General features: G+C 38.2%; 20 protein-coding genes. 15 read left to right on the forward strand and 5 right to left on the reverse strand.

Going from position 1 to position 21,228, the window contains the following annotated elements; genetic code table 11:
- Positions 1 to 46: 46 nt before the first annotated feature.
- The 5 genes from IGL32_RS00380 to IGL32_RS00400 all read left to right on the forward strand — a co-directional run bounded on the left by IGL32_RS00380 (position 47) and on the right by IGL32_RS00400 (position 6,927).
- Positions 47 to 1,552: a helix-turn-helix domain-containing protein gene (locus tag IGL32_RS00380; RefSeq protein ID WP_002379255.1), complete on the forward strand. Its 1,506-nt coding sequence runs from the start codon at positions 47 to 49 to the stop codon at positions 1,550 to 1,552.
- A gap of 344 nt (positions 1,553 to 1,896) precedes the next feature.
- Complete coding sequence (locus IGL32_RS00385) at positions 1,897 to 2,136, forward strand: hypothetical protein (protein WP_002356115.1); 240 nt, start codon at positions 1,897 to 1,899, stop codon at positions 2,134 to 2,136.
- Positions 2,133 to 5,048, forward strand: a complete 2,916-nt coding sequence (locus IGL32_RS00390; protein ID WP_430600062.1) for an LPXTG cell wall anchor domain-containing protein — start codon at positions 2,133 to 2,135, stop codon at positions 5,046 to 5,048. The genes IGL32_RS00385 and IGL32_RS00390 overlap by 4 nt, the downstream gene beginning before the upstream one ends.
- 176 nt (positions 5,049 to 5,224) lie before the next feature.
- Positions 5,225 to 5,986: a formate/nitrite transporter family protein gene (locus IGL32_RS00395; protein WP_156210220.1), complete on the forward strand. Its 762-nt coding sequence runs from the start codon at positions 5,225 to 5,227 to the stop codon at positions 5,984 to 5,986.
- Positions 5,987 to 6,141: 155 nt separating this feature from the next.
- On the forward strand, positions 6,142 to 6,927 hold the full coding sequence (locus tag IGL32_RS00400) for a hypothetical protein (RefSeq protein WP_430600064.1): 786 nt from the start codon (positions 6,142 to 6,144) through the stop codon (positions 6,925 to 6,927).
- Positions 6,928 to 6,985: 58 nt separating this feature from the next.
- On the opposite strand, the gene IGL32_RS00405 is transcribed toward IGL32_RS00400, so the two are convergent.
- Entirely contained in the window at positions 6,986 to 7,606 is a 621-nt protein-coding gene (locus IGL32_RS00405; protein ID WP_002383467.1) for a helix-turn-helix transcriptional regulator, read from the reverse strand.
- 316 nt (positions 7,607 to 7,922) lie between these two features.
- Here IGL32_RS00405 and IGL32_RS00410 point away from each other — a divergent pair, with 316 nt between their 5' ends.
- Genes IGL32_RS00410 through serS form a run of 4 tightly spaced genes read left to right on the forward strand, consistent with a single transcriptional unit; the run spans position 7,923 to position 11,917 of the window.
- Positions 7,923 to 9,029 carry a PTS sugar transporter subunit IIC gene (locus IGL32_RS00410; RefSeq protein WP_002383466.1) on the forward strand — a complete coding sequence of 369 codons (1,107 nt, stop codon included), beginning with the start codon at positions 7,923 to 7,925 and terminating at the stop codon, positions 9,027 to 9,029.
- Positions 9,016 to 9,711, forward strand: a complete 696-nt coding sequence (gene sdaAB, locus IGL32_RS00415) for an L-serine ammonia-lyase, iron-sulfur-dependent subunit beta (RefSeq protein ID WP_016616693.1) — start codon at positions 9,016 to 9,018, stop codon at positions 9,709 to 9,711. The genes IGL32_RS00410 and sdaAB overlap by 14 nt, the downstream gene beginning before the upstream one ends.
- Positions 9,712 to 9,725: 14 nt before the next feature.
- Complete coding sequence (gene sdaAA, locus IGL32_RS00420; RefSeq protein WP_002356122.1) at positions 9,726 to 10,619, forward strand: L-serine ammonia-lyase, iron-sulfur-dependent, subunit alpha; 894 nt, start codon at positions 9,726 to 9,728, stop codon at positions 10,617 to 10,619.
- 26 nt (positions 10,620 to 10,645) lie between these two features.
- Positions 10,646 to 11,917, forward strand: coding sequence for a serine--tRNA ligase (gene serS / locus IGL32_RS00425; RefSeq protein WP_010713638.1), 1,272 nt, complete (start codon positions 10,646 to 10,648; stop codon positions 11,915 to 11,917).
- A 36-nt stretch (positions 11,918 to 11,953) separates the two neighbouring features.
- Here serS and IGL32_RS00430 read toward each other — a convergent pair whose 3' ends face one another.
- Positions 11,954 to 12,904, reverse strand: coding sequence for an alpha/beta hydrolase (locus IGL32_RS00430; RefSeq protein ID WP_016614437.1), 951 nt, complete (start codon positions 12,902 to 12,904; stop codon positions 11,954 to 11,956).
- A 130-nt stretch (positions 12,905 to 13,034) separates the two neighbouring features.
- Complete coding sequence (locus IGL32_RS00435) at positions 13,035 to 13,514, reverse strand: arginine repressor (protein WP_002356125.1); 480 nt, start codon at positions 13,512 to 13,514, stop codon at positions 13,035 to 13,037.
- A 218-nt stretch (positions 13,515 to 13,732) separates the two neighbouring features.
- On the opposite strand from IGL32_RS00435, the gene IGL32_RS00440 reads away from it, so the two are divergent.
- The 6 genes from IGL32_RS00440 (at position 13,733) to IGL32_RS00465 (ending at position 20,070) form a co-directional block, all read left to right on the forward strand.
- Positions 13,733 to 14,245 carry an arginine repressor gene (locus tag IGL32_RS00440; protein ID WP_002383454.1) on the forward strand — a complete coding sequence of 171 codons (513 nt, stop codon included), beginning with the start codon at positions 13,733 to 13,735 and terminating at the stop codon, positions 14,243 to 14,245.
- A 296-nt stretch (positions 14,246 to 14,541) separates the two neighbouring features.
- The gene (arcA, locus tag IGL32_RS00445; protein ID WP_002356129.1) at positions 14,542 to 15,768 is read left to right on the forward strand and encodes an arginine deiminase; all 1,227 of its coding nucleotides are present in this window, start codon (positions 14,542 to 14,544) and stop codon (positions 15,766 to 15,768) included.
- A 25-nt stretch (positions 15,769 to 15,793) separates the two neighbouring features.
- Entirely contained in the window at positions 15,794 to 16,816 is a 1,023-nt protein-coding gene (gene argF, locus IGL32_RS00450) for an ornithine carbamoyltransferase (protein ID WP_160747730.1), read from the forward strand.
- A gap of 105 nt (positions 16,817 to 16,921) precedes the next feature.
- On the forward strand, positions 16,922 to 17,854 hold the full coding sequence (gene arcC, locus IGL32_RS00455) for a carbamate kinase (RefSeq protein WP_002356132.1): 933 nt from the start codon (positions 16,922 to 16,924) through the stop codon (positions 17,852 to 17,854).
- A gap of 24 nt (positions 17,855 to 17,878) precedes the next feature.
- Entirely contained in the window at positions 17,879 to 18,571 is a 693-nt protein-coding gene (locus IGL32_RS00460; RefSeq protein WP_002363490.1) for a Crp/Fnr family transcriptional regulator, read from the forward strand.
- A 47-nt stretch (positions 18,572 to 18,618) separates the two neighbouring features.
- Complete coding sequence (locus IGL32_RS00465; RefSeq protein WP_002383451.1) at positions 18,619 to 20,070, forward strand: YfcC family protein; 1,452 nt, start codon at positions 18,619 to 18,621, stop codon at positions 20,068 to 20,070.
- A gap of 90 nt (positions 20,071 to 20,160) precedes the next feature.
- On the opposite strand, the gene IGL32_RS00470 is transcribed toward IGL32_RS00465, so the two are convergent.
- The gene (locus IGL32_RS00470) at positions 20,161 to 20,841 is read right to left on the reverse strand and encodes a type 1 glutamine amidotransferase domain-containing protein (protein ID WP_010707958.1); all 681 of its coding nucleotides are present in this window, start codon (positions 20,839 to 20,841) and stop codon (positions 20,161 to 20,163) included.
- A complete protein-coding gene (locus tag IGL32_RS00475) occupies positions 20,838 to 21,173 on the reverse strand; it encodes an ArsR/SmtB family transcription factor (protein ID WP_002359261.1) in 336 nt (111 codons plus the stop codon). Before IGL32_RS00475 ends, IGL32_RS00470 begins: the two co-directional genes overlap by 4 nt.
- Positions 21,174 to 21,228: the final 55 nt, after the last annotated feature.

Genomic DNA, 21,228 nt, shown 5'->3' on the forward strand with positions numbered 1-21,228 from the left:
CTCATTTTGTGTACAATAGAACAGAAGAGAGGCAGTTGAGTGAACAGTGAAATGGGATGAATATGTTGATATATTCGATACAGATGTCGTTTCTAAAATTATTATTTTAAGAAACTTGCCAATTAATGAAGGCTGGATTGACATCAATGAGTTAGCAGAAGAATTACAATTAAACAAAAAATCAGTCAAAAAATACGTAGAACTTCTAAAAGATGACATTACGTATTATGCTGTGGATAATGATGCTTCTTTGGCTTTTGAAAAGGGGCATGGCTATCGCTTGAACTTGGCGTCTAGCCAAGCGTTCCAGAAACTTTATACAGCAATTTTTCGGGATAGTTTAACTTATCAAGTAATGGAAGATTTATTCTGGGGTCGATTTAATGGAATTGTGCCAGCGACAGCAAAGTATCATACTAGTGATGCCACGATTCGGCGCTTGCTCAAAGGGTTTACAGAAATTTTAGCACCATTGGGTTTAGTAATTAATAAAAGTACTTGGAAAATTGAAGGCAATGAAGCGTATTTGCGCCATTTTGCTTACACTATTTTTATGGACTTAATCCGTGATACTTGGCCTTTTGACTATATACAAGAAACGGAAGTCGCACAAACCGTCCAAAAAATGATGGCTTTTTTCAACGTAGAAGTTGCGGAAACGGTGACACGCCGAGTTAAATATATGGTCGCTATCTCAAAAGTCCGTAGTGCGCAAGGCGCCGAATATCGACCTTCAGCCGAGCAAGAAACTTATTTAGAAGGTAATAAACATTACCAAGCCTTTATAGAAGAGATGACAGCTACAACCCTTTTCCTTAACAAAAACGATTTAACTTTTGTGTACTTTTTCTTGTTAGCCAATGACCAATTTTATCAAGATGAAGCCACTGCACAAGCAATTTTAGCGCATTTTGATGAGACTGAAGCACCTGTTTACATGTTGACTCATTTAGTCCAACATTTCTTATTAGAAGAAATACACATGACGCCGCAATTGGAGAAAATTCGTCCGCAAATTTTTTATTATTTGTTTGCTACACATTTATTTGCCGAACTTTACTATGTCCAAAATGTGAAAATGTACAATGTCTTTTGGAATAAAGTTAAAGAAAAATATCCGGTTCTTTTAGAAGAATTAAGCCAAGGCTTAAATCAACTTTACGAACAAACAGGCAATGAATTATTTACAAATAAAGAATTTTTGGCTCTGCGTTATTCTAGTGTTTTGGCGCTTTCCGATGATTTAATTCATCGCGAACAAAAAATTGTTTTAGGTTTAAAATCAGGCTTGCCAGTACTGGAAGAAGAACGGGTGAAACTTTCGATTGAAAATAATTTTCGTCGGTTCTATGCATTGGAAGTTTTACGATACAGTGAAGCAAGCAAAGAAGAATGGCAAAATATTGATTTACTATTAGTGACTTCTTTGACAGATGTGGAAACGGGTCATCCAGAGATATTTTTACTTTCAAGTGAGTTAACGTTTGAGCAATATAATCGTTTGAACCAAAAAATAGTAAAAATTAACGAGAAAAGAACCACGTCACTTTAATAAAAAATCAAAAAAATGGGCTTTTTTGATGCATATGTCCGATAAATTGTAAAAAAATTTTTCTAAAAAGTAAAAAAAGACAAGAAGAAAACGTCAATAAGTAGGTGTTGATTACCTACTTATTGACGTTTTCTCGTTGTTTTTTAATAAATACTGCGTCAATTCTTCTGAAAATTATGTCCAAAAGGTACTTTTTTTGCTTTTTTTATCGTAAATAATAGATGGTTAGCTATTGATAGCAAAGGAACTACTACTTTTTTTAACAGTCAGTTAAAAAATATTGAGGGTTCTCACAAGAATTTTTCTATATAATAGAAAGAGCAAGGGAAGGAAGGCGGGATGAGATGAAAAAACGGATGGAACAAATTGAAGAAATTTTAAGTTGTGAAGAAAATAGTGCCGGTGTTCGCTTAAAGGAATTGGTTGAGGCTTTAGAATTAGAAGTCACAAATCAAAACTTGTTAAAGGTAACAAGTATCTTACATATGAATCCAAAATTTAAAAAAATTTATGCATACGAAGACAGTCGTGTTATTACGCTGTATCAACTTTTACAAAATAAGCCGTTGGAAGTAACGGAATGAAAAGTGGGAAACACATGAAGAAAACAATGCTCATTCTTCTATTTGGTTTATTGACAGTGGTGGGTCTACCAATGGTGACTGAAGCGGTTGAACCAGTTAACGTAACAGATACAACGATTTTTGGTGCGCAAGCGATGGTGCCTAATAGCACAGAGGATCAAACAGAGAAGTTACAGACGTTGCTGAGTCAGACAGCAAGGGAAGGACGGGCATTATTTTTACCACAGGGAAGTTATGCTCTGTCAAAAGATATTGTGATTTCTTCAAATTATCAATTAATTGGCGATACAACAGGAGCCACTATTTTACATAACGTTACAGGTACACCGATTCAGCTGACAGACACCACATACGGAACGAAAACCAATGTACGACTTCAGAATATTGCTTTTGACGGCATCAATGTGACCTTGAAATTGACGAATCAATTAACGCTAGCAAACAATATTTTTTATAATCCCTTAAAAGGATTCGTAGTCAATTTAAATGCAGATATTGGCGTTAAAATTTCAGGTAATATTTTTATGCGAGACACAGCACATATGCAGCCAGGAATTGATTTTAACCGAGCGATTTATATTGGTGGCTATTCAACGCCAAGTCGCTTCCAGTATATGTCAGATGTAGACATCGTGGACAATTTATTTGGGTTAAAAGTGACAGAATTAGATGCGATTAAAAGTACCAGTCGTTCAGACTTAGCAGCGACTATTACACGTTTGCAAACAGCCATTGAAGCCGGTGCTATTTCAGTACCTAATGAACAAAACTATCTATCCACCGGGGTTAATTCTTTTAATATGCTGAAGGATGTAACTGTTCAACATAATTTTTTCTATTCACCTTATGATAATGAAGACTTGAATGGTCTGGTGGGAGATCATGCAATTTATTTCCGTGGCGCTCAAAACATCACGGTGGTGGGGAATCATTTACGTGGACTACAAAATGGTCCAGCTGGCGGATTTAAGTTTAAATCAGGTCGTAATATTACGATTATGAATAATTATTTGCGAAATACAGGCCTCATTATGTATGGAACACCAGAGATTGGTTTGGCAGAAACGCAAGCAGAGGGAGCTATTTCAGAATTATCCAACTGGTTAGTGGCTAACAACATTTTTGATTGGAAGTATTGGGACAATCAATATGCAATTGGAATGGAGTACAATCGACATACAGGAAATAACAATGTGTTCAATGGCGTATTTATCAACAATCAGTTTGTTAACTACCATAATATTCCGCAAAATCGACGTCGGGAATTGTTAATCGCTAGTGGCGGTGGTTTCCGACCAGAAACGAGTTTTGTGAAAGACAATACTCGAGATGATGGCCTTAAAAACGGCCAATTATTGGTAGAAAATTGGACAGAGGCGGACTATCACTTAATGCCAGCAACATGGGAATCGTTGGTTTCACCAACACTTTACGAGCAATATAAAAATACGCCAATTCCGGTTAGAAATACTTTAGCAACCCCTGTGGCTACAACGATTGTGCAAGGACAATCAATCGATCCGCAGCAACTGGTTGCTAATACAAATGACGCGGATGAAGCAGTCCCAGCCGCTAAAATCGTCAATCCAGAGGTCTTAAATGAAATCGGCCAACAAAAAGTGACTGTTCAATTAACTTATGAAACAGGTTCATTGGTAACAGTGAACGTACCGGTGACGGTAGAGGCTCCGGCAAAAAAGCTTGATTTGTCCCAGCTACAAACCGTTTATGCTTCGATTGGTGAAGCAAACCAATATACAGTTTACTCTTGGCAGCTATTCACTGCCATTGGGCCTAAAACAATTGTTCCTTCCTATTATCAGCAGGCGACACAATTGTTAGCAGAAGGTCAGGAGAGTCAGGACAAAACCCAAGAGCAAGTGGATCAGTTAACAAGTAATTTGCAATCTGCAATGAAAGTATTAGTCAAAAAAGCCGATATCACGCTAGAGCGTACAGAAGCAGAAAATGAACTTGCAAGCGTTCATAAATTAGACGAATCTGTATATACCAAAGACTCTTGGCAAGCCATGCAAGAAGCCTTAATAGATACAACAACTGGCGAAGGAAGCTATAAGCAGTTACAACAACTGCTTGCTTGGTCAGATGAAGAATTATTAGAGCCAACACTTGGTGGCTTTAAAACGCCTGCAGATGCACAAAAGCGTATTAACCAATTAACACAAACCATAAAAACGGCGTTACTTCTGTTAGTTGAAAAATCAACAGAGACAACTAGTAACACAAGCGAAAGCAGCACTTCAAGCACAACCAGTGAAACCAGTAATACCAGCGAAAGCAGCACCTCAAGCACGACAAGTGAAACCAGTAATACCAGCGAAAGCAGCACTTCAAGCACAACCAGTGAAACCAGTAATACCAGCGAAAGCAGCACCTCAAGCACGACAAGTGAAACCAGTAATACCAGCGAAGGCAGCACGCCAAGCACGACAAGTGAGAGCAGTAGTACGAGTGAAAGCAACACGCCAAGCACAACCAGCGAAACCAGTAGTACCAGCGAAAGTAGTGCTTCAAGTACGACCAGCGCAACCAACAGTACAAGTGAGAGTAGCACCCCAAGAACTGTAAACGAAAACAGTCAAAGCAAAGGCCAGAATTCTGTCATTTACGCGGTAGAGTCTAATCAAGATCCTAATGACGCTCAAAGTAATTCAAAGCCCTCTGCCAAGGCTAGTCAAACAAAGGAATCAGTAGCAGAAAACCAAGCAACTAAACAGATACAGACAAATAAAGAATCGTCAGGAACAGTCAAAAAAGCGGATAATACGACCAAAATTGCCAAGAAAAAATTCCCCAAAACAGGGGAACAATCTTCAGCAGTTGGGAGCTTCCTAGGCCTGAGCTTTTTATCGTTAGCCATAGCAACCTATTGTTTTAAAGTGAAAAGATAACTCTTTAAAAACGGATAAGTAAACATCCTGAAACAAGAAATAGGACTTGTTTCAGGATGTTTTCATATAAAATTAAAAGAACTACAGTTTTTAGTGAAAAAATACACAAAAGTACTTGAATTTCTGTGATATAAGGGTAAAGTAAAGGAGGACAAAAAACAAAGGAAGTGAAATGTTTGTATACACCAGATGAAATTTTAGGTATTAGTATTGAAAATGGTCAGAAAAAAATTCAAAAGCCTTTGGTAGCAAAACTCATTTTAGGATTTATCGGCGGGGCTATGATTTCCCTCGGCTATTTGGCTTATGTGCGTGTTTCCGCCTCTATTCCAGCAGATTTAGCCAGTGTTCAAGCTTTAGTGGGAGCTGCGGTTTTCCCAATTGGTCTAATTGTTATTTTAATGGCTGGTGGTGAGTTAATCACAGGAAATATGATGGCGGTGAGTACGGCTTGGTTTGCTAAAAAGGTCTCTTTCAGAGAATTACTCGTGAACTGGGTCACAATTACATTGGCAAATATGGTTGGCGCCCTATTTGTTGCCTATTTTTTTGGCCATTATTTAGGTTTAACCAGTAGCGGCGCCTATTTAAATCAGGTTCTTTCTCTTGCAGAACATAAAGTTGCAGCAACTTGGCTTCAAGCAATTATTTCAGGTATTGGCTGTAACTGGTTCGTAGGTCTGGCCTTATGGCTTTGTTATGGTGCGAAAGATGCAGCGGGGAAACTATTAGGCATCTGGTTTCCAGTAATGATTTTTGTTGCAATTGGCTTTCAGCATAGTGTGGCGAATGCATTCATCATTCCAGCCGCAATTTTTGAAGGCGGCGTTCAGTGGGGGGATTTTTTCCGTAATTTTGTTTTTGTTTATTTAGGTAATATCATTGGTGGCGCCATTTTTGTTTCTGGCTTTTACTATTTAAGCTATCGCAAACATTAAATCCATTTAGCAGATAAAAACCTACATAAAGGCTAAATGCCTTTGTGCAGGTTTTTTCTTTTTAAACAAAAAGGAAAACGGTTGAAAAATTATTGCTAGATTTTTAAAACAATGTTACATTAATGTTACAAAAAGATTTCTGGAGGTAACGAAAAATGAAAAAAATTGTTTTGTTCAGTATGTTAACGTTCAGTGTATTGTCTTTAAGTTTAGCAGGATGTGGAAACAAAAAAACAGCAAGCACAAATGATTCTAAGCCAAAGCAAGAAACAAAGAAAGCCACGCAGAAATCCTCTAGCCAACAAGAAATGAAAAATAGTCATTCGTCTGTCGCGGGTCAAAATTCTAATGTGACAGGGGAAAATCCGTCAGAAAATACCACGCAGCCTTCTGCAGCAACTGATGGAACGAATGAAGTCCCTCAAAACCAAGCACCTGATACAAACATTACAATTACCAATGTTGTTTTCAATCCTGAAAGAAATGAAATTAATGGTACTACATTACCTAATGCAACCATTACAGCAACGGTAGTCGGTGATGCTTCTGCACAAGCAGGTGTTTTTTATGCGGATGCCAATGGCAATTTTACAGTAATTAGTCCCAGAGCGGGAGCGACTACTCAATTAATCGCAACCGTTGATCAACGGAATAGTGCACCTGTCCAAATTGACATTCCAAGTTCAGGACAAGAAGCAGCGCTTTCTTTTAGCAATATTACGATTGATCCGAAACAAGGAACAATTTCTGGTAAAACAGCACCGAATGCAACTATTTTAGTGTCACGTGCAGATGATGCGCGGGTGATTTTAGCAAGTTTTACTGCGGATGCCCGAGGGAATTTCACAGCCAGTAATTTAGTTCCCGGCACAAAAAATCGCTTAGATGTTACGTTAAATGGAGAAATAGGGACACCTTACTTGTTTGATTTACCAAATTAAAATAGAAGAGAAGTGATCAAAGCCACCAACGCTAGTTAGCGTTGGTGGCTTTGATGGTTTAAGCTTCTTCTTTTTTATGATTGCGGATATGTAAATAGATGGTATTTTTTGAAATACCTAATCGATCGGCAATCTTTATGACAGAATCTTTGAGATTAAAAATTCCTTGATCATATAAACGAATAACAATTTCTTTATTTTGATTCAAATGTGATACATTTGGATCGCTTTCTACTGCTTGTTTTACTTTTGTCAGTGAAGTAGTGATTAATTCGTCAATATTGTCAGAAAAATGTTCAGAATTTTTAAGCTCTTGGGACATATCATTTTGTTGTCCTGAAGGTAATAAGTCTTGCAAGTAATCAATTAATGGCATTTCTAAATGCATATTGATACAGATCAATCCAATAATACGATCATTTTCACCGATAACTGGAATGGTGGAAGATTTTAAAATAACCCCTTTTTGATTTTTATTGTAGTAGGGTTTCACAGCGTAATCATGTTCCGACTCTACTTGACTTAACATTTTTAACGCCATATCAGTAATGGGGGCACCTTCCTTGCGGTTACTGAAATGGCCATTGATGACTTTGATAGCTGAACTTTCCAAATTTTCTAAACTATGAAGAATGACTTCATGGGTACTACCAAAGAAGTTCCCTAATCCATCAAGCATTAAGGCATGTGAATGTAAGATTTGTTTATCTACTTCACTTAAACGTAAATATGACTCCAAGTGATATCCTCCCCTACACTGAAATTAATTTTAGTGTAATACTTTTTTAATGGAAAAGCAATAAGATTCTTTACGTTAAAAAAATACATTGACTAAACTTTTGTTTAGTCGTATACTCTGAATGTGGAATGAAATTTTTGTTACTCATTGTACTTTAGTTCATCGGAATGTTCGCTCATTCTTTCACTTGTTGAGCAATAAAAATTTTATTCAGGAGTACCATCCGTTATAAAAAAATATAGTTGGAGGCAAAGAAATGAAAACGTTATCAGGAATCTTGATGTTAGTCTTAGTTTTATGTGGCATGTCCCTATTCTCTTTTAAAGCACCGCGAGGGAAAAAATCTTTAAGTGCTTTGTCTGGTGCAGCTTGTGCCACCTTTCTACCAGAGGCATTTTTGCGGTATGCAGTAGGCGGCGTTTTTCATTTAGATTATGTGTCGCAAATTGGTGAAACTATGGGTAGTCTAGGTGGTTTAGCAGCTGGAGCTCTTGTGCCGCTGGCTTTCGGGATTAGTCCAGTTTTTTCAATTATTTTAGGTCTGTCATTGATTAAAGTCAGCTTGTTACCAGCTTTTATTACCGCGTATCTTTTATCTTTTGTTGTTGAGCAGATGCAAAAACGTATTCCAGAAGGGATTGACTTATTAGTCGTTATTTTAGTCATTCCAGTCGCTGCTTCGTTAGTTGCTGGTTTTATTCAACCCGTTGTATTAGGTGTCCTAGAAGTTATTGGGGGCACGATTTTAAGTGCAGTAGATGGCAATCCATATGTGATGGGCGCAATTTTAGGTGCTATTATCCCGATTGTTGGTATGACACCGTTAAGTTCAATGGTTTTAACTGCCTTGATTGGTTTGACTGGTGTACCAATGGCTGTCGGTGCGTTGACTTGTTACGGCAGTTCCATTGTCAATGCGGCGCTATTTAAAAAGTTAAAACTAGGCACAGCTTCAACCCCGTTAGCTGTGGCAATTGAGCCATTAACACAAGTCGATATCATCAGCTCCAATCCAATACCTATTTACGCAACGAATTTATTTTCAGGAATGGTTAGTGGTATTGTAGTGACTTTCTTTGGCTTAAAAGTACCTGTGACAGGAATGGCAACACCGTGGGCTGGTTTACTTGTGACATTAGGTAACAATGCCATTCAAACGACTTTACTAGCAGTAGCGATTATCACAGTGGTCAGTCTGATGTTTGGATTTTTAGGTGCGCTGGTCTTTAAACGTTACAGAATTGAAGCGGTGGATAATACACCAGAATTTGAAGGAACGACGGAAGTAACCAGTGAGAAAGAAAAAGAAGCAGTAAAAACCAAAGGAGGAGTTACGTATGAACACAGCTATGGCCATCAATAAACCTAAAAAAGTGAACAAAGTAATGAACTACAAAAGTTGTTTTGACATTATCGGTCCTATTATGATTGGTCCTTCTAGTTCGCATACAGCTGGGGCCTTAGCAATTGGCTTAGCGGCAAGAAAGTTATTCGGCGGAACGCCAGAAAAAATTGTGATTAAATACTATGAATCTTTTGCAGACACGCATAAAGGACATGGGACTGATTTTGCAATTATTGGTGGAATTCTTGGACTAGCAGCAGATGATGCCAACGTAACACAATCCATTGAACTTGCGGAAGAACAAGGAATCGAGATTCAATTTTTAGAAATGAGTGAAGAAAGTCCAGTGAAGCATGCTAATACAGCATGTGTGACACTCAGTGATGCAACGCACGAAATCCATTTAACAGGAATTTCTGTAGGTGGCGGCACTATCGAGGTGAAATACATTGAATTAGACGGTTTCAATGTCCAACTACATGGTCCTTTACCTATTTTGTTAGTCATTAATCAAGACGAGCAGGCGATGCAAGCTTTTAAAGATACGTTACAAAAAAATAATATTCAAGTGAATGCTGTGTCTCGTTATGTGGAAGGGAATCAAATTTTATTCATCTTTGACTTAGATTCGGCACCAATTTCCTCGGTGAAAGAACAATTGTTTTCACTAGATGACACATCGAAAATAATCTTATTATGATAGGAGTTTGACATATGTACCTTTCGATTGAAGAATTTATCGATAAAGCTGAAAAAACAGGAAAAAAAATCTCTGATTTGATGATTGAGCAAGAAATGGAGCGTAGCCAAAAAAGCTATGAAGAAATTTGGACACAGATGGGTCAAAATTTGGATGTCATGGATGCTGCTGTCAAACGCTCGCAAGAAGGAGCAGGCGTTTTTTCTCCTACTGGGTTAACGGGCGGTGATGCGGCACGTTTAAAAAAATACCGCGCAGCTGGCAAAACGTTATCAGGTGATTTAATGATGTCTGCAGTTCAAGCCGCACTAGGTACTAATGAAGTCAATGCAGCAATGGGCGTTGTTTGCGCAACGCCAACCGCTGGTGCAAGTGGCACCTTACCAGGGGTTTTAACAGCGATTAAAAATACCTTGAATTTAACGCGTGATCAACAAATTCGTTTCTTATTTACCAGTTCTTTATTTGGAATGGTCACAGCCAACAATGCGATGATTGCTGGTGCTGTTGGTGGATGTCAAGCCGAAGTAGGCAGTGCTTCAGCGATGGCCGCCGCTGCAGCTGTTGAAGCGGCTGGCGGAACACCACGCCAATCTTCTGAAGCTTTTGCTATGGCTTTAGGGAATTTATTAGGTTTAGTTTGTGACCCAGTGGCTGGGTTAGTCGAAATTCCTTGTGTCAAACGAAATACAGTAGGTGCAGGCAATGCGTTAATCGCTGCAGATATGGCTTTAGCTGGAATTGTAAATAAAATACCAGCAGATGAAGTGGTGGAAGCCATGAATAAAGTCGGCCGTCAATTACCACGAGAATTGAGAGAAACGGGTTTAGGTGGCTTAGCTGGCACAGCGACTGGCCAACGAATGAAGAATGAAATTTTTGAAAAAGTAAAATTCACCATTGTTTAAAATTTAATCATGAAGAGGGAAATAAGATGCTGGATATGAAAAAAATTCGCCAAAATGTAGAAGTGGTACAGAAAAAGTTAAAAACACGTGGTGTGGACGAGGAAGTTTTATTACGCTTTTTGGCTTTAGATGAAGAACGGAGAGCGTTACTTGTTAAAGTTGAAGAACTGAAAAAACACCGTAATCAGGTATCAGGAGAAATTGCACAATTAAAGCGTGCACAAAAAGATGCTTCACAACAATTGCTAAATATGCAAGAAGTTAGCGAGCAAATTAAAGTTTTAGACCAAGAAGTTGTTCATTTGCAAGAACAATGCACAGCCATTGCAGAACGTCTGCCTAACTTACCTCATGGGAGCGTGCCTGTTGGCGCAGATGAAGCCGCCAACGTAGAAGTTCGGCGGTGGAGTACGCCGAAAACTTTTTCATTTGAACCGAAACCACATTGGGAAATCGGTGAAGCCTTAGGAATTTTAGATTTTGAAAGAGGCGCGAAAGTATCTGGTAGCCGTTTTCTTTATTACAAAGGCTTAGGGGCTCGTTTAGAACGAGCGGTCTATAATTTTATGTTAGATCAACATGTTAATGAACATGGTTATACCGAGGTGATTCCTCCTTATTTGGTCAATAGCAAAGCAATGTTTGGCACCGGTCAGTTTCCTAAGTTCAAAGAAGATGTTTTCCAAGTTGCAGAAAGTGATTTGACGCTGATCCCCACAGCGGAAGTCCCATTAACTAACTACTATAATAATGAAATTTTAGAGGCGCAAGAGTTACCGATTTATTTTACTGCTTTAAGTCCTTCTTTTCGCTCGGAAGCGGGTAGCGCAGGCCGTGATACCCGAGGATTAATTCGTTTACACCAGTTCCATAAAGTAGAAATGGTTAAATTTAGTGATGCAGAACACTCATATGAAGAATTAGAAAAAATGACCAACAATGCTGGAGACATTTTAGAAAAATTGGGCCTCCCTTATCGAGTGATTACTCTTTCGACAGGTGATATGGGCTTCTCGGCAGCGAAAACCTATGATTTAGAAGTTTGGATTCCGGCACAGAAAACGTATCGAGAAATTAGTTCTTGTTCAAACTGTGAAGACTTCCAAGCACGTCGGGCGTTGATTCGTTATCGTGATAAAATGGGTCATGTTCAGTATGCCCATACACTTAATGGGTCAGGACTTGCTGTTGGTCGAACAGTGGCTGCTATTTTGGAAAATTATCAAAATGAAGATGGCACCGTAACGATTCCAGAAGTTCTACGTCCTTATATGGGCGGTTTAACGAAAATAGATTAAAAAAGAAGGTTGATGTCACAACATCAACCTTCTTTTTTAATTCGTTAAATCCGTTAACCAATGCCCAATTTCTTGAAAAACTGTAGCTTTTTCCGTTTCTAATAAAATTTCATGACGCAATGTGGGAAATAGTCGTAACGTCACATGCTGAAAACCTGCATGCTTTAATTGCTTTTGAATTTTCGCTGGCCCCTTGCTGAAATCACCAACTGGGTCTTCAGCGCCACTAATGATTAAAATAGGCAATTCTTTTGGGATCGCTTGGTACCAATTCCTTTGATTTGCTCGTTTAACAAGTGAAAAAAGGGTAGCAAAACCATTATTGGTAAATACGAAGCCCATTAATGGGTCATTTTCATAGTCAGCGACATTGGCTTGATTTTTAGAAAGCCAATTAAAGGAACTTGCTTCAGGAAATTTTTTGCTAAAAGAACCAAATGCCAGCTTATCAATGAACGGAGCTGGTTTTTTCGGCTGTTTCTCGGCCATTTTTTTAATAAAAGGCAATGCTGCGGTTAAAGGTAACGGACTTGTTCCAGTGCCCATGAAAATGACTCCTTGCATAGTCACAGGATAGTCTTGCAGATAGTTGCGCAAGGCGAAAGACCCCATGCTGTGACCCATCATAAAATAGGGCAATTGTGGATAGTGATTCATAGCCCATTGTTTCACTTGATGAATATCTGTAACGACATTTTCAGGCCCTTGTTCTCCAAAAAAACCATAGATCGGTGCGCTTGGTTGTACAGATTCGCCATGACCTAGATGATCATGCCCAATTACGGCAAACCCTAATTGATTTAAAAAACGAGCAAATTCATCATAACGTTGGATATGCTCTGCCATGCCGTGAATCAATTGAACTACGGCTTTGGGTGAAGGGCAGGGCCAATGACGTACATTGAGCTGAGTTTGTTGATCGTTTGAAGTGAGTATGAATTGTTCAGTCATAAGAAACCCTTTCTTTGCTTTTTGATTATTATACAAAAAAAAGACGGTGTTCAAAAGAAAAACTCATGAGAAAACGCCTCAGCTTTCACTGAGACGCCTTTTTTTATTTATCTTTAATAAAAATAGCAATGATGTCAAAAAATAGTCGATTTTACTAAGTGATGAATTATGGGTGGTACAAATACTGCTGGAAATAGTTGTTAACTTCAAGGGCATCTTCTTTATTTTTTGAAAGAATTAAGATGGTATCATCCCCAGCGATGCAGCCCAAGATATGAGGGTTGTGGATACGTATGCGATCAATTAAAACCCCAATGGCTTGCCCGTTGCCAGGTAAGACGGTTAAAAGATTTGTGAACTCTATTTGTGTTAAAGAAACACCAGTTTCAATAATAATGTCAACAAGACGTTCTTCATCTGTTTTATATTTTGGACGAAGGGCAGAATTATTCAAGATACGATAATAGGCTTCTCCTTGACCATTGTCTACTTTGTTTAAATTCAGCTCACGAATGTCACGAGAAATAGTTGCTTGTGTGGTGTGAATATTTTCTTTTTCCAATAATGCTAGTAATTCACTTTGTGTATGGATTTCATTTTCTGTGACCAATCGCTTAATCATCGTTTGGCGTTTTAATCGGTTCATTACTTTCCTCCAGTTCAGTTAATCATGCAAAAAAACATCATTGCTGTTATTTAAAACGGTGCCAGTAATTCCCTAAAATCACTGTACAACGTTTTACTAAATTGTGCAAGTCTCACTTTTTTGAATGCGAAATATCCGACAAAATCAATGAGAACCTTTTAGCTAAACGACCCTTTTTCTATTCTAATTAGAGAGATTCTGCTAGTATTGCTTTGTAAATGTCTGGAGGAAGGGTGTTATTTGTGAATAAGCAAACACGCCAAAGTTTGATTAAAAAAATCATTCAAACAACCGTAATTCATAGTCAAAATGAGTTGTTAAGAGAATTAAAAAAGCGCGAGATAAATGTCGCACAAGCAACGATTTCACGGGATTTATGGGAATTAAAAGTCGTCAAAGCATTGGATGAGTCTGGCGAGATGCGGTTAACGATTTTTGAACAATTCACTTCTTTAGAAGAACGAAAAAAAGAACAGTTGATACAAGCAATTCGTGAGGTAGTGACCAAAGTTGAACGTGTCGCCTTTTTACTAGTGGTTCATACATTACCAGACAACGCAACATTGTTTTCAGCTGTACTTGATGAAGTGTCTTTGTGTGAAAAGAAATGTTCTGTCGCTGGCTTCGACACTGTTATTATTGTTTCATCATCCGAGGAAAAAGCACAAGAACTAGAGCAGTATTTTCAACAATTTATTCAGCCAACACCTTTGTCAAAAAGTAACGCATAAAAGGAAGGGAGCCAGAAGTCGTTTTGACTTCTGGCTCCCTTCCTTTTACCTCTATAAGATTATAACTTTATTATGTGTATGGAGAAATAATTTTTTTTGAATAAATGCATTTTTTTTTATTTAATTATGCATTATTTTTTTAGAATATCTATGAAAGCGCATTCTTTTAGGTTGAAAATATGCATAAGAAAGAATACCGTTGTATATTTGGTATTTTGTTTGGCAAATGGCTCACGTCCTAGGTTAATCAGGTCTGTTATTCTGTGTTTGTAATTAAGTTGAGGAGGTTATTTCACATGAGTCATCCAATTAATGTATTTTCTGAAATCGGGAAATTGAAAACAGTGATGTTACATCGTCCAGGTAAGGAATTAGAAAATTTAATGCCAGATTATCTGGAGAGATTGTTGTTTGATGATATTCCGTTTTTAGAAAAAGCACAAGCAGAACATGATGCATTTGCAGAGTTGTTACGATCAAAAGATATCGAAGTGGTCTATTTAGAGGACTTAGCTGCTGAAGCGTTGATTAATGAAGAGGTCCGCCGACAATTTATTGACCAATTCTTAGAAGAAGCCAATATTCGCAGTGAATCAGCAAAAGAAAAAGTTAGAGAGTTAATGTTAGAAATTGACGACAACGAAGAACTGATTCAAAAAGCGATTGCTGGCATTCAAAAACAAGAATTACCTAAATATGAGCAAGAATTTTTAACAGATATGGTTGAAGCGGATTATCCATTCATTATTGATCCAATGCCTAACTTATACTTCACGCGTGATAACTTTGCGACAATGGGGCACGGGATTTCTTTAAATCATATGTATTCAGTAACTCGACAACGGGAAACCATTTTTGGGCAATACATTTTTGATTATCATCCTCGTTTTGCTGGAAAAGAGGTTCCTAGAGTCTATGATCGTTCAGAATCAACCAGAATTGAAGGTGGCGATGAATTAATTCTTTCAAAAGAAGTGGTGGCCATTGGGATTTCTCAAAGAACGGATGCCGCGTCAATTGAAAAAATTGCGAGAAATATTTTTGAACAAAAATTAGGATTCAAAAATATCTTGGCTTTTGATATCGGTGAACATCGTAAATTCATGCATTTAGATACCGTTTTTACCATGATTGACTATGATAAATTTACGATTCATCCAGAAATCGAAGGTGGTTTGGTTGTTTACTCGATCACTGAAAAAGCAGATGGAGACATCCAAATTACAAAAGAAAAAGATACATTAGATAACATTTTATGCAAATACTTGCATTTAGACAATGTTCAATTAATCCGTTGCGGTGCTGGAAATTTAACCGCAGCAGCCCGTGAACAATGGAACGACGGTTCAAATACATTAGCAATTGCCCCTGGGGAAGTTGTTGTTTATGATCGGAATACGATTACGAATAAAGCGCTAGAAGAAGCAGGCGTGAAATTGAATTACATTCCAGGAAGTGAACTAGTACGTGGCCGTGGTGGCCCTCGTTGTATGAGTATGCCACTTTACCGTGAAGATCTTTAAAAAACACCCAAAAATAGGAGGAATCATCATGAATTCAGTATTTCAAGGACGTAGTTTATTAGCAGAAAAAGATTTTACAAGAGCAGAATTAGAGTATTTGGTAGACTTCAGTATTCACTTAAAAGAATTGAAGAAAAAAGGGATTCCACATCACTATTTAGAAGGAAAAAATATCGCTCTTTTATTTGAAAAAACTTCGACACGGACACGCTCTGCATTTACTACAGCAGCGATTGATTTAGGGGCACATCCTGAGTATTTAGGCGCCAACGATATTCAATTAGGTAAAAAAGAATCTGTTGAAGATACAGCGATTGTTTTAGGTAGTATGTTTGACGGGATTGAGTTCCGTGGGTTTAGTCAAGAAGTAGTGGAAGATTTAGCGAAATATTCTGGTGTTCCTGTTTGGAATGGTTTAACGGATCAATGGCATCCAACACAAATGATTGCGGACTTTATGACAGTGAAAGAAAACTTTGGTCGTTTAGAAGGAATCACTTTAGTATATGTCGGCGATGGCCGTAACAACATGGCAAACAGCTTGTTAGTGACAGGTGCTATTTTAGGCGTAAATGTTCGCATTTGTGCACCAAAAGAATTGTTCCCTTCTGATGAAGTCGTTAATTACGCAAAAGAATTTGCGAAAGAATCTGGTGCAGAATTAATGATTACAGACGACGTTGCTAAAGGTGTTAAAGGAGCCAACGTGTTATATACAGACGTTTGGGTGTCCATGGGTGAAGAAGATAAATTTGAAGAACGTGTCAATCTGTTGAAACCTTATCAAATTAATATGGCTATGTTAGAAAAAACCGAAAATATGGATGGCGATTTAATCGTATTACACTGTTTGCCAGCCTTTCATGATACGAAAACACAATACGGAGAAATGGTTGCTGAAAAATTCGGCATTACTGAAATGGAAATCACGGATGAAGTCTTCCGCAGTAAATATGGTCGTCAATTTGAAGAAGCAGAAAACAGAATGCATTCTATTAAAGCGATCATGGCAGCTACTTTAGGCAACTTATTCATTCCTCGTGTGTAGGAAGCAACTGAAAAAACATTGAAAAAAGAATAGTCGTTTCGCCCTTTAAGAGATTCTTTTGAAGGGCGGCCTATTCTTTATTATGATAGGAAAGAAGGATTTGTAATGGGGAAAAAAATGGTCGTTGCACTAGGCGGAAATGCCATCCTTTCAAATGATGCTAGCGCACATGCACAACAGCAAGCATTAGTTCAAACATCTGCCTATTTAGTTCATTTAATTAAACAAGGGCATCGGTTGATTGTTTCACATGGCAATGGTCCACAAGTCGGAAATCTATTATTGCAACAACAAGCAGCTGATTCTGAAAAAAATCCAGCGATGCCGCTAGATACGTGTGTTGCTATGACACAAGGAAGTATCGGCTACTGGTTGTCCAATGCGCTTAATCAAGAATTAAACAAAGCAGGAATCAAGAAACAAGTGGCTACTGTTTTAACACAGGTGGTCGTAGATCCAGCAGATGAGGCATTCAAAAATCCAACAAAACCGATTGGTCCATTTTTAACAGAAGCTGAAGCCAAAGAAGCAATGCAAGCAGGTGCTATTTTTAAAGAAGATGCAGGACGTGGCTGGCGCAAAGTCGTTCCAAGTCCTAAGCCAATTGACATCCACGAGGCTGAGACTATTAATACCTTAATAAAAAATGATATAATTACCATTTCATGTGGTGGTGGTGGCATCCCTGTCGTAGGACAAGAATTAAAAGGTGTCGAAGCAGTAATCGATAAAGATTTTGCTTCTGAAAAACTGGCAGAATTAGTGGATGCGGATGCACTAGTTATTTTAACTGGCGTGGATTATGTGTGTATTAATTATGGCAAACCAGATGAAAAACAATTAACCAATGTCACTGTAGCAGAGTTGGAAGAATACAAACAAGCGGGTCATTTTGCACCAGGTAGTATGTTACCGAAAATTGAAGCCGCCATTCAGTTTGTAGAAAGCCAACCCAATAAACAAGCAATTATCACTTCTTTGGAAAACTTAGGAAGTATGAGCGGCGATGAAATCGTAGGAACGGTTGTGACAAAATAAAGTATAGTATTTAGGAGAATTAAGATGATGATAGAGAAAATAATCACTAAAAATAATCAAGATTTTCAATACTTTTCTGAATCAGAACTAACAGAATTGCGCAACGAGAGTTTCGTTCGCTCCTATAAAAAAGGCCAAGTCCTTTTTTATCCAGGTGATCCGAGAAATCATTTGATTTTATTGGTTTCGGGTGTCATTAAAATTGAAAAAAATGATCGCAGTGGTAATTTTTCCTATCTGCATTTTATGAAAAAGCAGGCTCTTTTTCCGAGAATCGGACTGTTTCAAGATGAGGTTCATTACGACTCCGCGATTGCCTATACGGATATTGAGGTTGTGTTTGTGCCAGTTAAACTGTTTGAGCGTTTTCTCCAAAATAATCCCCAGCAATTGATTCATTGGATTCAAGAACAATCGGTCCTTTTAAAAGAAAGTATGATCAAAATCCAAAAAGGAACAACCAATGATGCATGTGAACGGATTGTGACATCACTGGCGATGTTATTAAATGATTTAGGAGAACGAATTGACAACAGAGAACGCGTTGCAATTGCTTGTCCAATTACCATTAATGACATTGCACGAATGAGTGGAACCACGCGGGAAACAGCAAGCAGTGTTATGAAAAAATTAGTCCAAATGAACCGTATTAGCTACAGTCATAAATTCTTAACTTTTCTAGATACGCCATTCTTTATTGATCGATTGAGTAATTAATCATAGAGAAGGGAGATACAGGAAAGTAGGTTCCTGTATAAAAGGATATGGCAGAAAAAAAGAAGAAAAACAAAAAACAGCTTTCGTCTTTTAGTATTTTATTTATTATTTTAATTGTTTTAGGTATCGTAACGGTCTTGCTAAATGGCCAGCCATTTACCCCAAGAGAAATTGATGGCAAAATGGTTGACCACGTGGTAGGGGCCAAATTATCGGATATTATCATGGCTCCATTCAATGGGTTTAAAGATGCCATTGAAATTAATATTTTTATTTTAGTACTCGGTGGCTTTTTAAATATTGTGACGCAAACTGGGGCTCTTGAAGCAGGGATTCAATCAGTCGTTAAAAAGTTAAAAGGGAACGAATTGAAAATCATTCCGATTTTAATGATTTTATTTTCTATTGGTGGGTCGACTTATGGAATGGCAGAAGAAACAATTCCTTTTTATGGTTTATTGAGTGCCACCATGGTCGCCGCTGGTTTTGATACGTTTGTCGCAGTGGGGACTGTGCTATTGGGTGCAGGATCAGGTGTTATCGGTTCAACGGTTAACCCTTTCTCCACAGGGGTAGCGATGGATGCGTTGCGAGGTATTGGCATTCAGCCGAATACAGGAATTATTTTAATTGTCGGTGCTATTTTGTGGGCGGCCTCTACCAGCTATTCTATTTTCATTGTGATGCGTTATGCGAAAAAAGTGAAGGCGGACAAAGGTTCAACAATTTTATCTTTACAAGAACAAGAGGATATGGAAAAAACGTATGGACAAGCAGCGTCGAAAGAAATGCCATTTACGAATCGTCATAAAAAAATCTTAATGGTATTCGCTTTCTGTTTTGTCGTTATGATTGTTTCCTTAATTCCATGGAACGACTTTGGAGTGACGATTTTCAAAGGCTGGACGTCTGTTTTAACAGGCAACAGTTTCGGTGACTGGTACTTTGGCGACTTAGCGATGTGGTTCTTCCTTTTAGGGATCATTGCTGCCTTGATTGGTCGCTTTACTGAAAAAGAAACCATTGAAGCATTTATCGACGGTGCCAAAGATATGTTATCCGTTGTTTTAATTATCGTAGTTGCTCGCGGGGCATCTGTTTTGATGTCTAAAACGTATTTAGATTCATTTATCCTTGATAAAGCGGCAGGCTTATTACAAGGACTCTCCCCAGTCTTATTTGTCATCGGTGCCTTTGTTTTATACTTAGGTTTATCTTTCCTAATTCCTTCAACTTCTGGTTTAGCGTACGTTTCTATTCCTGTAATGGGTGCGTTAGCTAAAAACATTGGTTTAAGTCCAGAAGTGATGGTTATGATTTTTGCTTCAGGTTGTGGCTTGATTAATTTGATCACGCCAACATCTGGTGTCGTAATGGGTGGTTTGGAAATTTCCAAAGTTCAATATGCCACTTGGACAAAATTCATGGCCAAACCAATGATTGTCTTAGGCTTAATTAACCTAATTATCTTAATTGGCGCGATGTTACTCTTTAGCTAATCAAAAATTTTTTATGTTAGGGCTTCGGCTTTCGGAAAAAAGAAGAAGCAATGAAACAACAGCGACTACCTAAAAGTAGTCGCTGTTGTTTCATTTTGATAGTTGTTGAATTAACAATCTTGCGACAGCGCGGACAGAAAAAGGATTTTGCCCAGTGATTATACGGCCATCTTGATACGCAAATTCTTTATAGGGACGCTTTTTCGCAAAAGTAGCACCATGTTCTTTGGCAATTGTTTCGTTTAAGAAAGGAACAACTGCTTTTTTCATGGCTAAAATTTCTTCTGCAGTAGTGAAGCCAGTAATGGTTTTATCTGCAATCAAATAATTTCCTGACGCATCTTTGACATTTAAAAGACCAGCAATTCCGTGACAAACAGAAGTTAGGTACTTGCCCTGTTCGTAAAGGCTACGAGTGATTGCTTGCAACTGAGGATTATCAGGAAAGTCCCACATAACGCCATGGCCTCCTGTAAAGTAAATCGCTGCGTATTCATCTGGCTCAATTTCTTCAAGAGAGAGGGAATGCGCTAGCGCTCGTTCTTGAAAATCGGCACTTTCATAAACCGCCATAATGGATGAATCTACATATTTCATACTCCGGGGATCCAAAGGGACATAGCCTCCTTGGGGACTAATATAGTCAACTGAAAATCCTGCTTTGGTTACTTCTTCCACGAACTCCGTGGCTTCACCTAGCCAGAGGCCCGTTGGTTCTTCGGTGCCGTGATAACGGGAGACGTTTGTGAGGACCACGAGAATTTTTTTCATGCTTGCTTCCTCCCTGGCATAATCGACGTAATGTGGGTCAATAGTTGTTGGAGTTGCTCAATTTTGGTGGTATCGTGAGAAAGTGAGTAATAATTTTTAGTTCCTTCACTGCGACAATCAATTAATTTGGCTTGTTTCAAAATTTTTAAGTGGTGAGAAACAGCGGGGCGTGAGAGTTGTGTCGCCTCTGTTAACTCAGTGACACGACGGCCAACACAGGCTTGGTCTTCTAGCAGTGCAATAATAATTGCTTGGCGTTTTTCATCACCCAATGCGATTAAAAAATCACTAAGCGCAGTAAATTCTGTTTGAATTCCTTCTAATTCTTTCATAATCTTTCGCCTCTTTGGTTCGTATTTTTAAACGATTAAACCATTTTTCGTGTTT

The organism is Enterococcus sp. AZ035, from assembly GCF_050548325.1.
GTDB lineage: Bacteria > Bacillota > Bacilli > Lactobacillales > Enterococcaceae > Enterococcus > Enterococcus faecalis.

Bases quoted from the DNA above. Each gene is read 5' to 3' on its own strand.
- serS (WP_010713638.1), top strand. From the start codon at position 10,646: ATGCTGGATATGAAAAAAATTCGCCAAAATGTAGAAGTGGTACAGAAA.
- sdaAA (WP_002356122.1), top strand. From the start codon at position 9,726: ATGTACCTTTCGATTGAAGAATTTATCGATAAAGCTGAAAAAACAGGA.
- IGL32_RS00470 (WP_010707958.1), bottom strand. From the start codon at position 20,841: ATGAAAAAAATTCTCGTGGTCCTCACAAACGTCTCCCGTTATCACGGC.
- arcC (WP_002356132.1), top strand. From the start codon at position 16,922: ATGGGGAAAAAAATGGTCGTTGCACTAGGCGGAAATGCCATCCTTTCA.
- IGL32_RS00405 (WP_002383467.1), bottom strand. From the start codon at position 7,606: ATGCTTGATGGATTAGGGAACTTCTTTGGTAGTACCCATGAAGTCATT.
- IGL32_RS00435 (WP_002356125.1), bottom strand. From the start codon at position 13,514: ATGAACCGATTAAAACGCCAAACGATGATTAAGCGATTGGTCACAGAA.
- IGL32_RS00410 (WP_002383466.1), top strand. From the start codon at position 7,923: ATGAAAACGTTATCAGGAATCTTGATGTTAGTCTTAGTTTTATGTGGC.
- sdaAB (WP_016616693.1), top strand. From the start codon at position 9,016: ATGGCCATCAATAAACCTAAAAAAGTGAACAAAGTAATGAACTACAAA.
- IGL32_RS00475 (WP_002359261.1), bottom strand. From the start codon at position 21,173: ATGAAAGAATTAGAAGGAATTCAAACAGAATTTACTGCGCTTAGTGAT.
- IGL32_RS00465 (WP_002383451.1), top strand. From the start codon at position 18,619: ATGGCAGAAAAAAAGAAGAAAAACAAAAAACAGCTTTCGTCTTTTAGT.
- arcA (WP_002356129.1), top strand. From the start codon at position 14,542: ATGAGTCATCCAATTAATGTATTTTCTGAAATCGGGAAATTGAAAACA.
- IGL32_RS00400 (WP_430600064.1), top strand. From the start codon at position 6,142: ATGAAAAAAATTGTTTTGTTCAGTATGTTAACGTTCAGTGTATTGTCT.
- IGL32_RS00440 (WP_002383454.1), top strand. From the start codon at position 13,733: ATGTCTGGAGGAAGGGTGTTATTTGTGAATAAGCAAACACGCCAAAGT.
- IGL32_RS00390 (WP_430600062.1), top strand. From the start codon at position 2,133: ATGAAAAGTGGGAAACACATGAAGAAAACAATGCTCATTCTTCTATTT.
- IGL32_RS00460 (WP_002363490.1), top strand. From the start codon at position 17,879: ATGATGATAGAGAAAATAATCACTAAAAATAATCAAGATTTTCAATAC.
- IGL32_RS00385 (WP_002356115.1), top strand. From the start codon at position 1,897: ATGAAAAAACGGATGGAACAAATTGAAGAAATTTTAAGTTGTGAAGAA.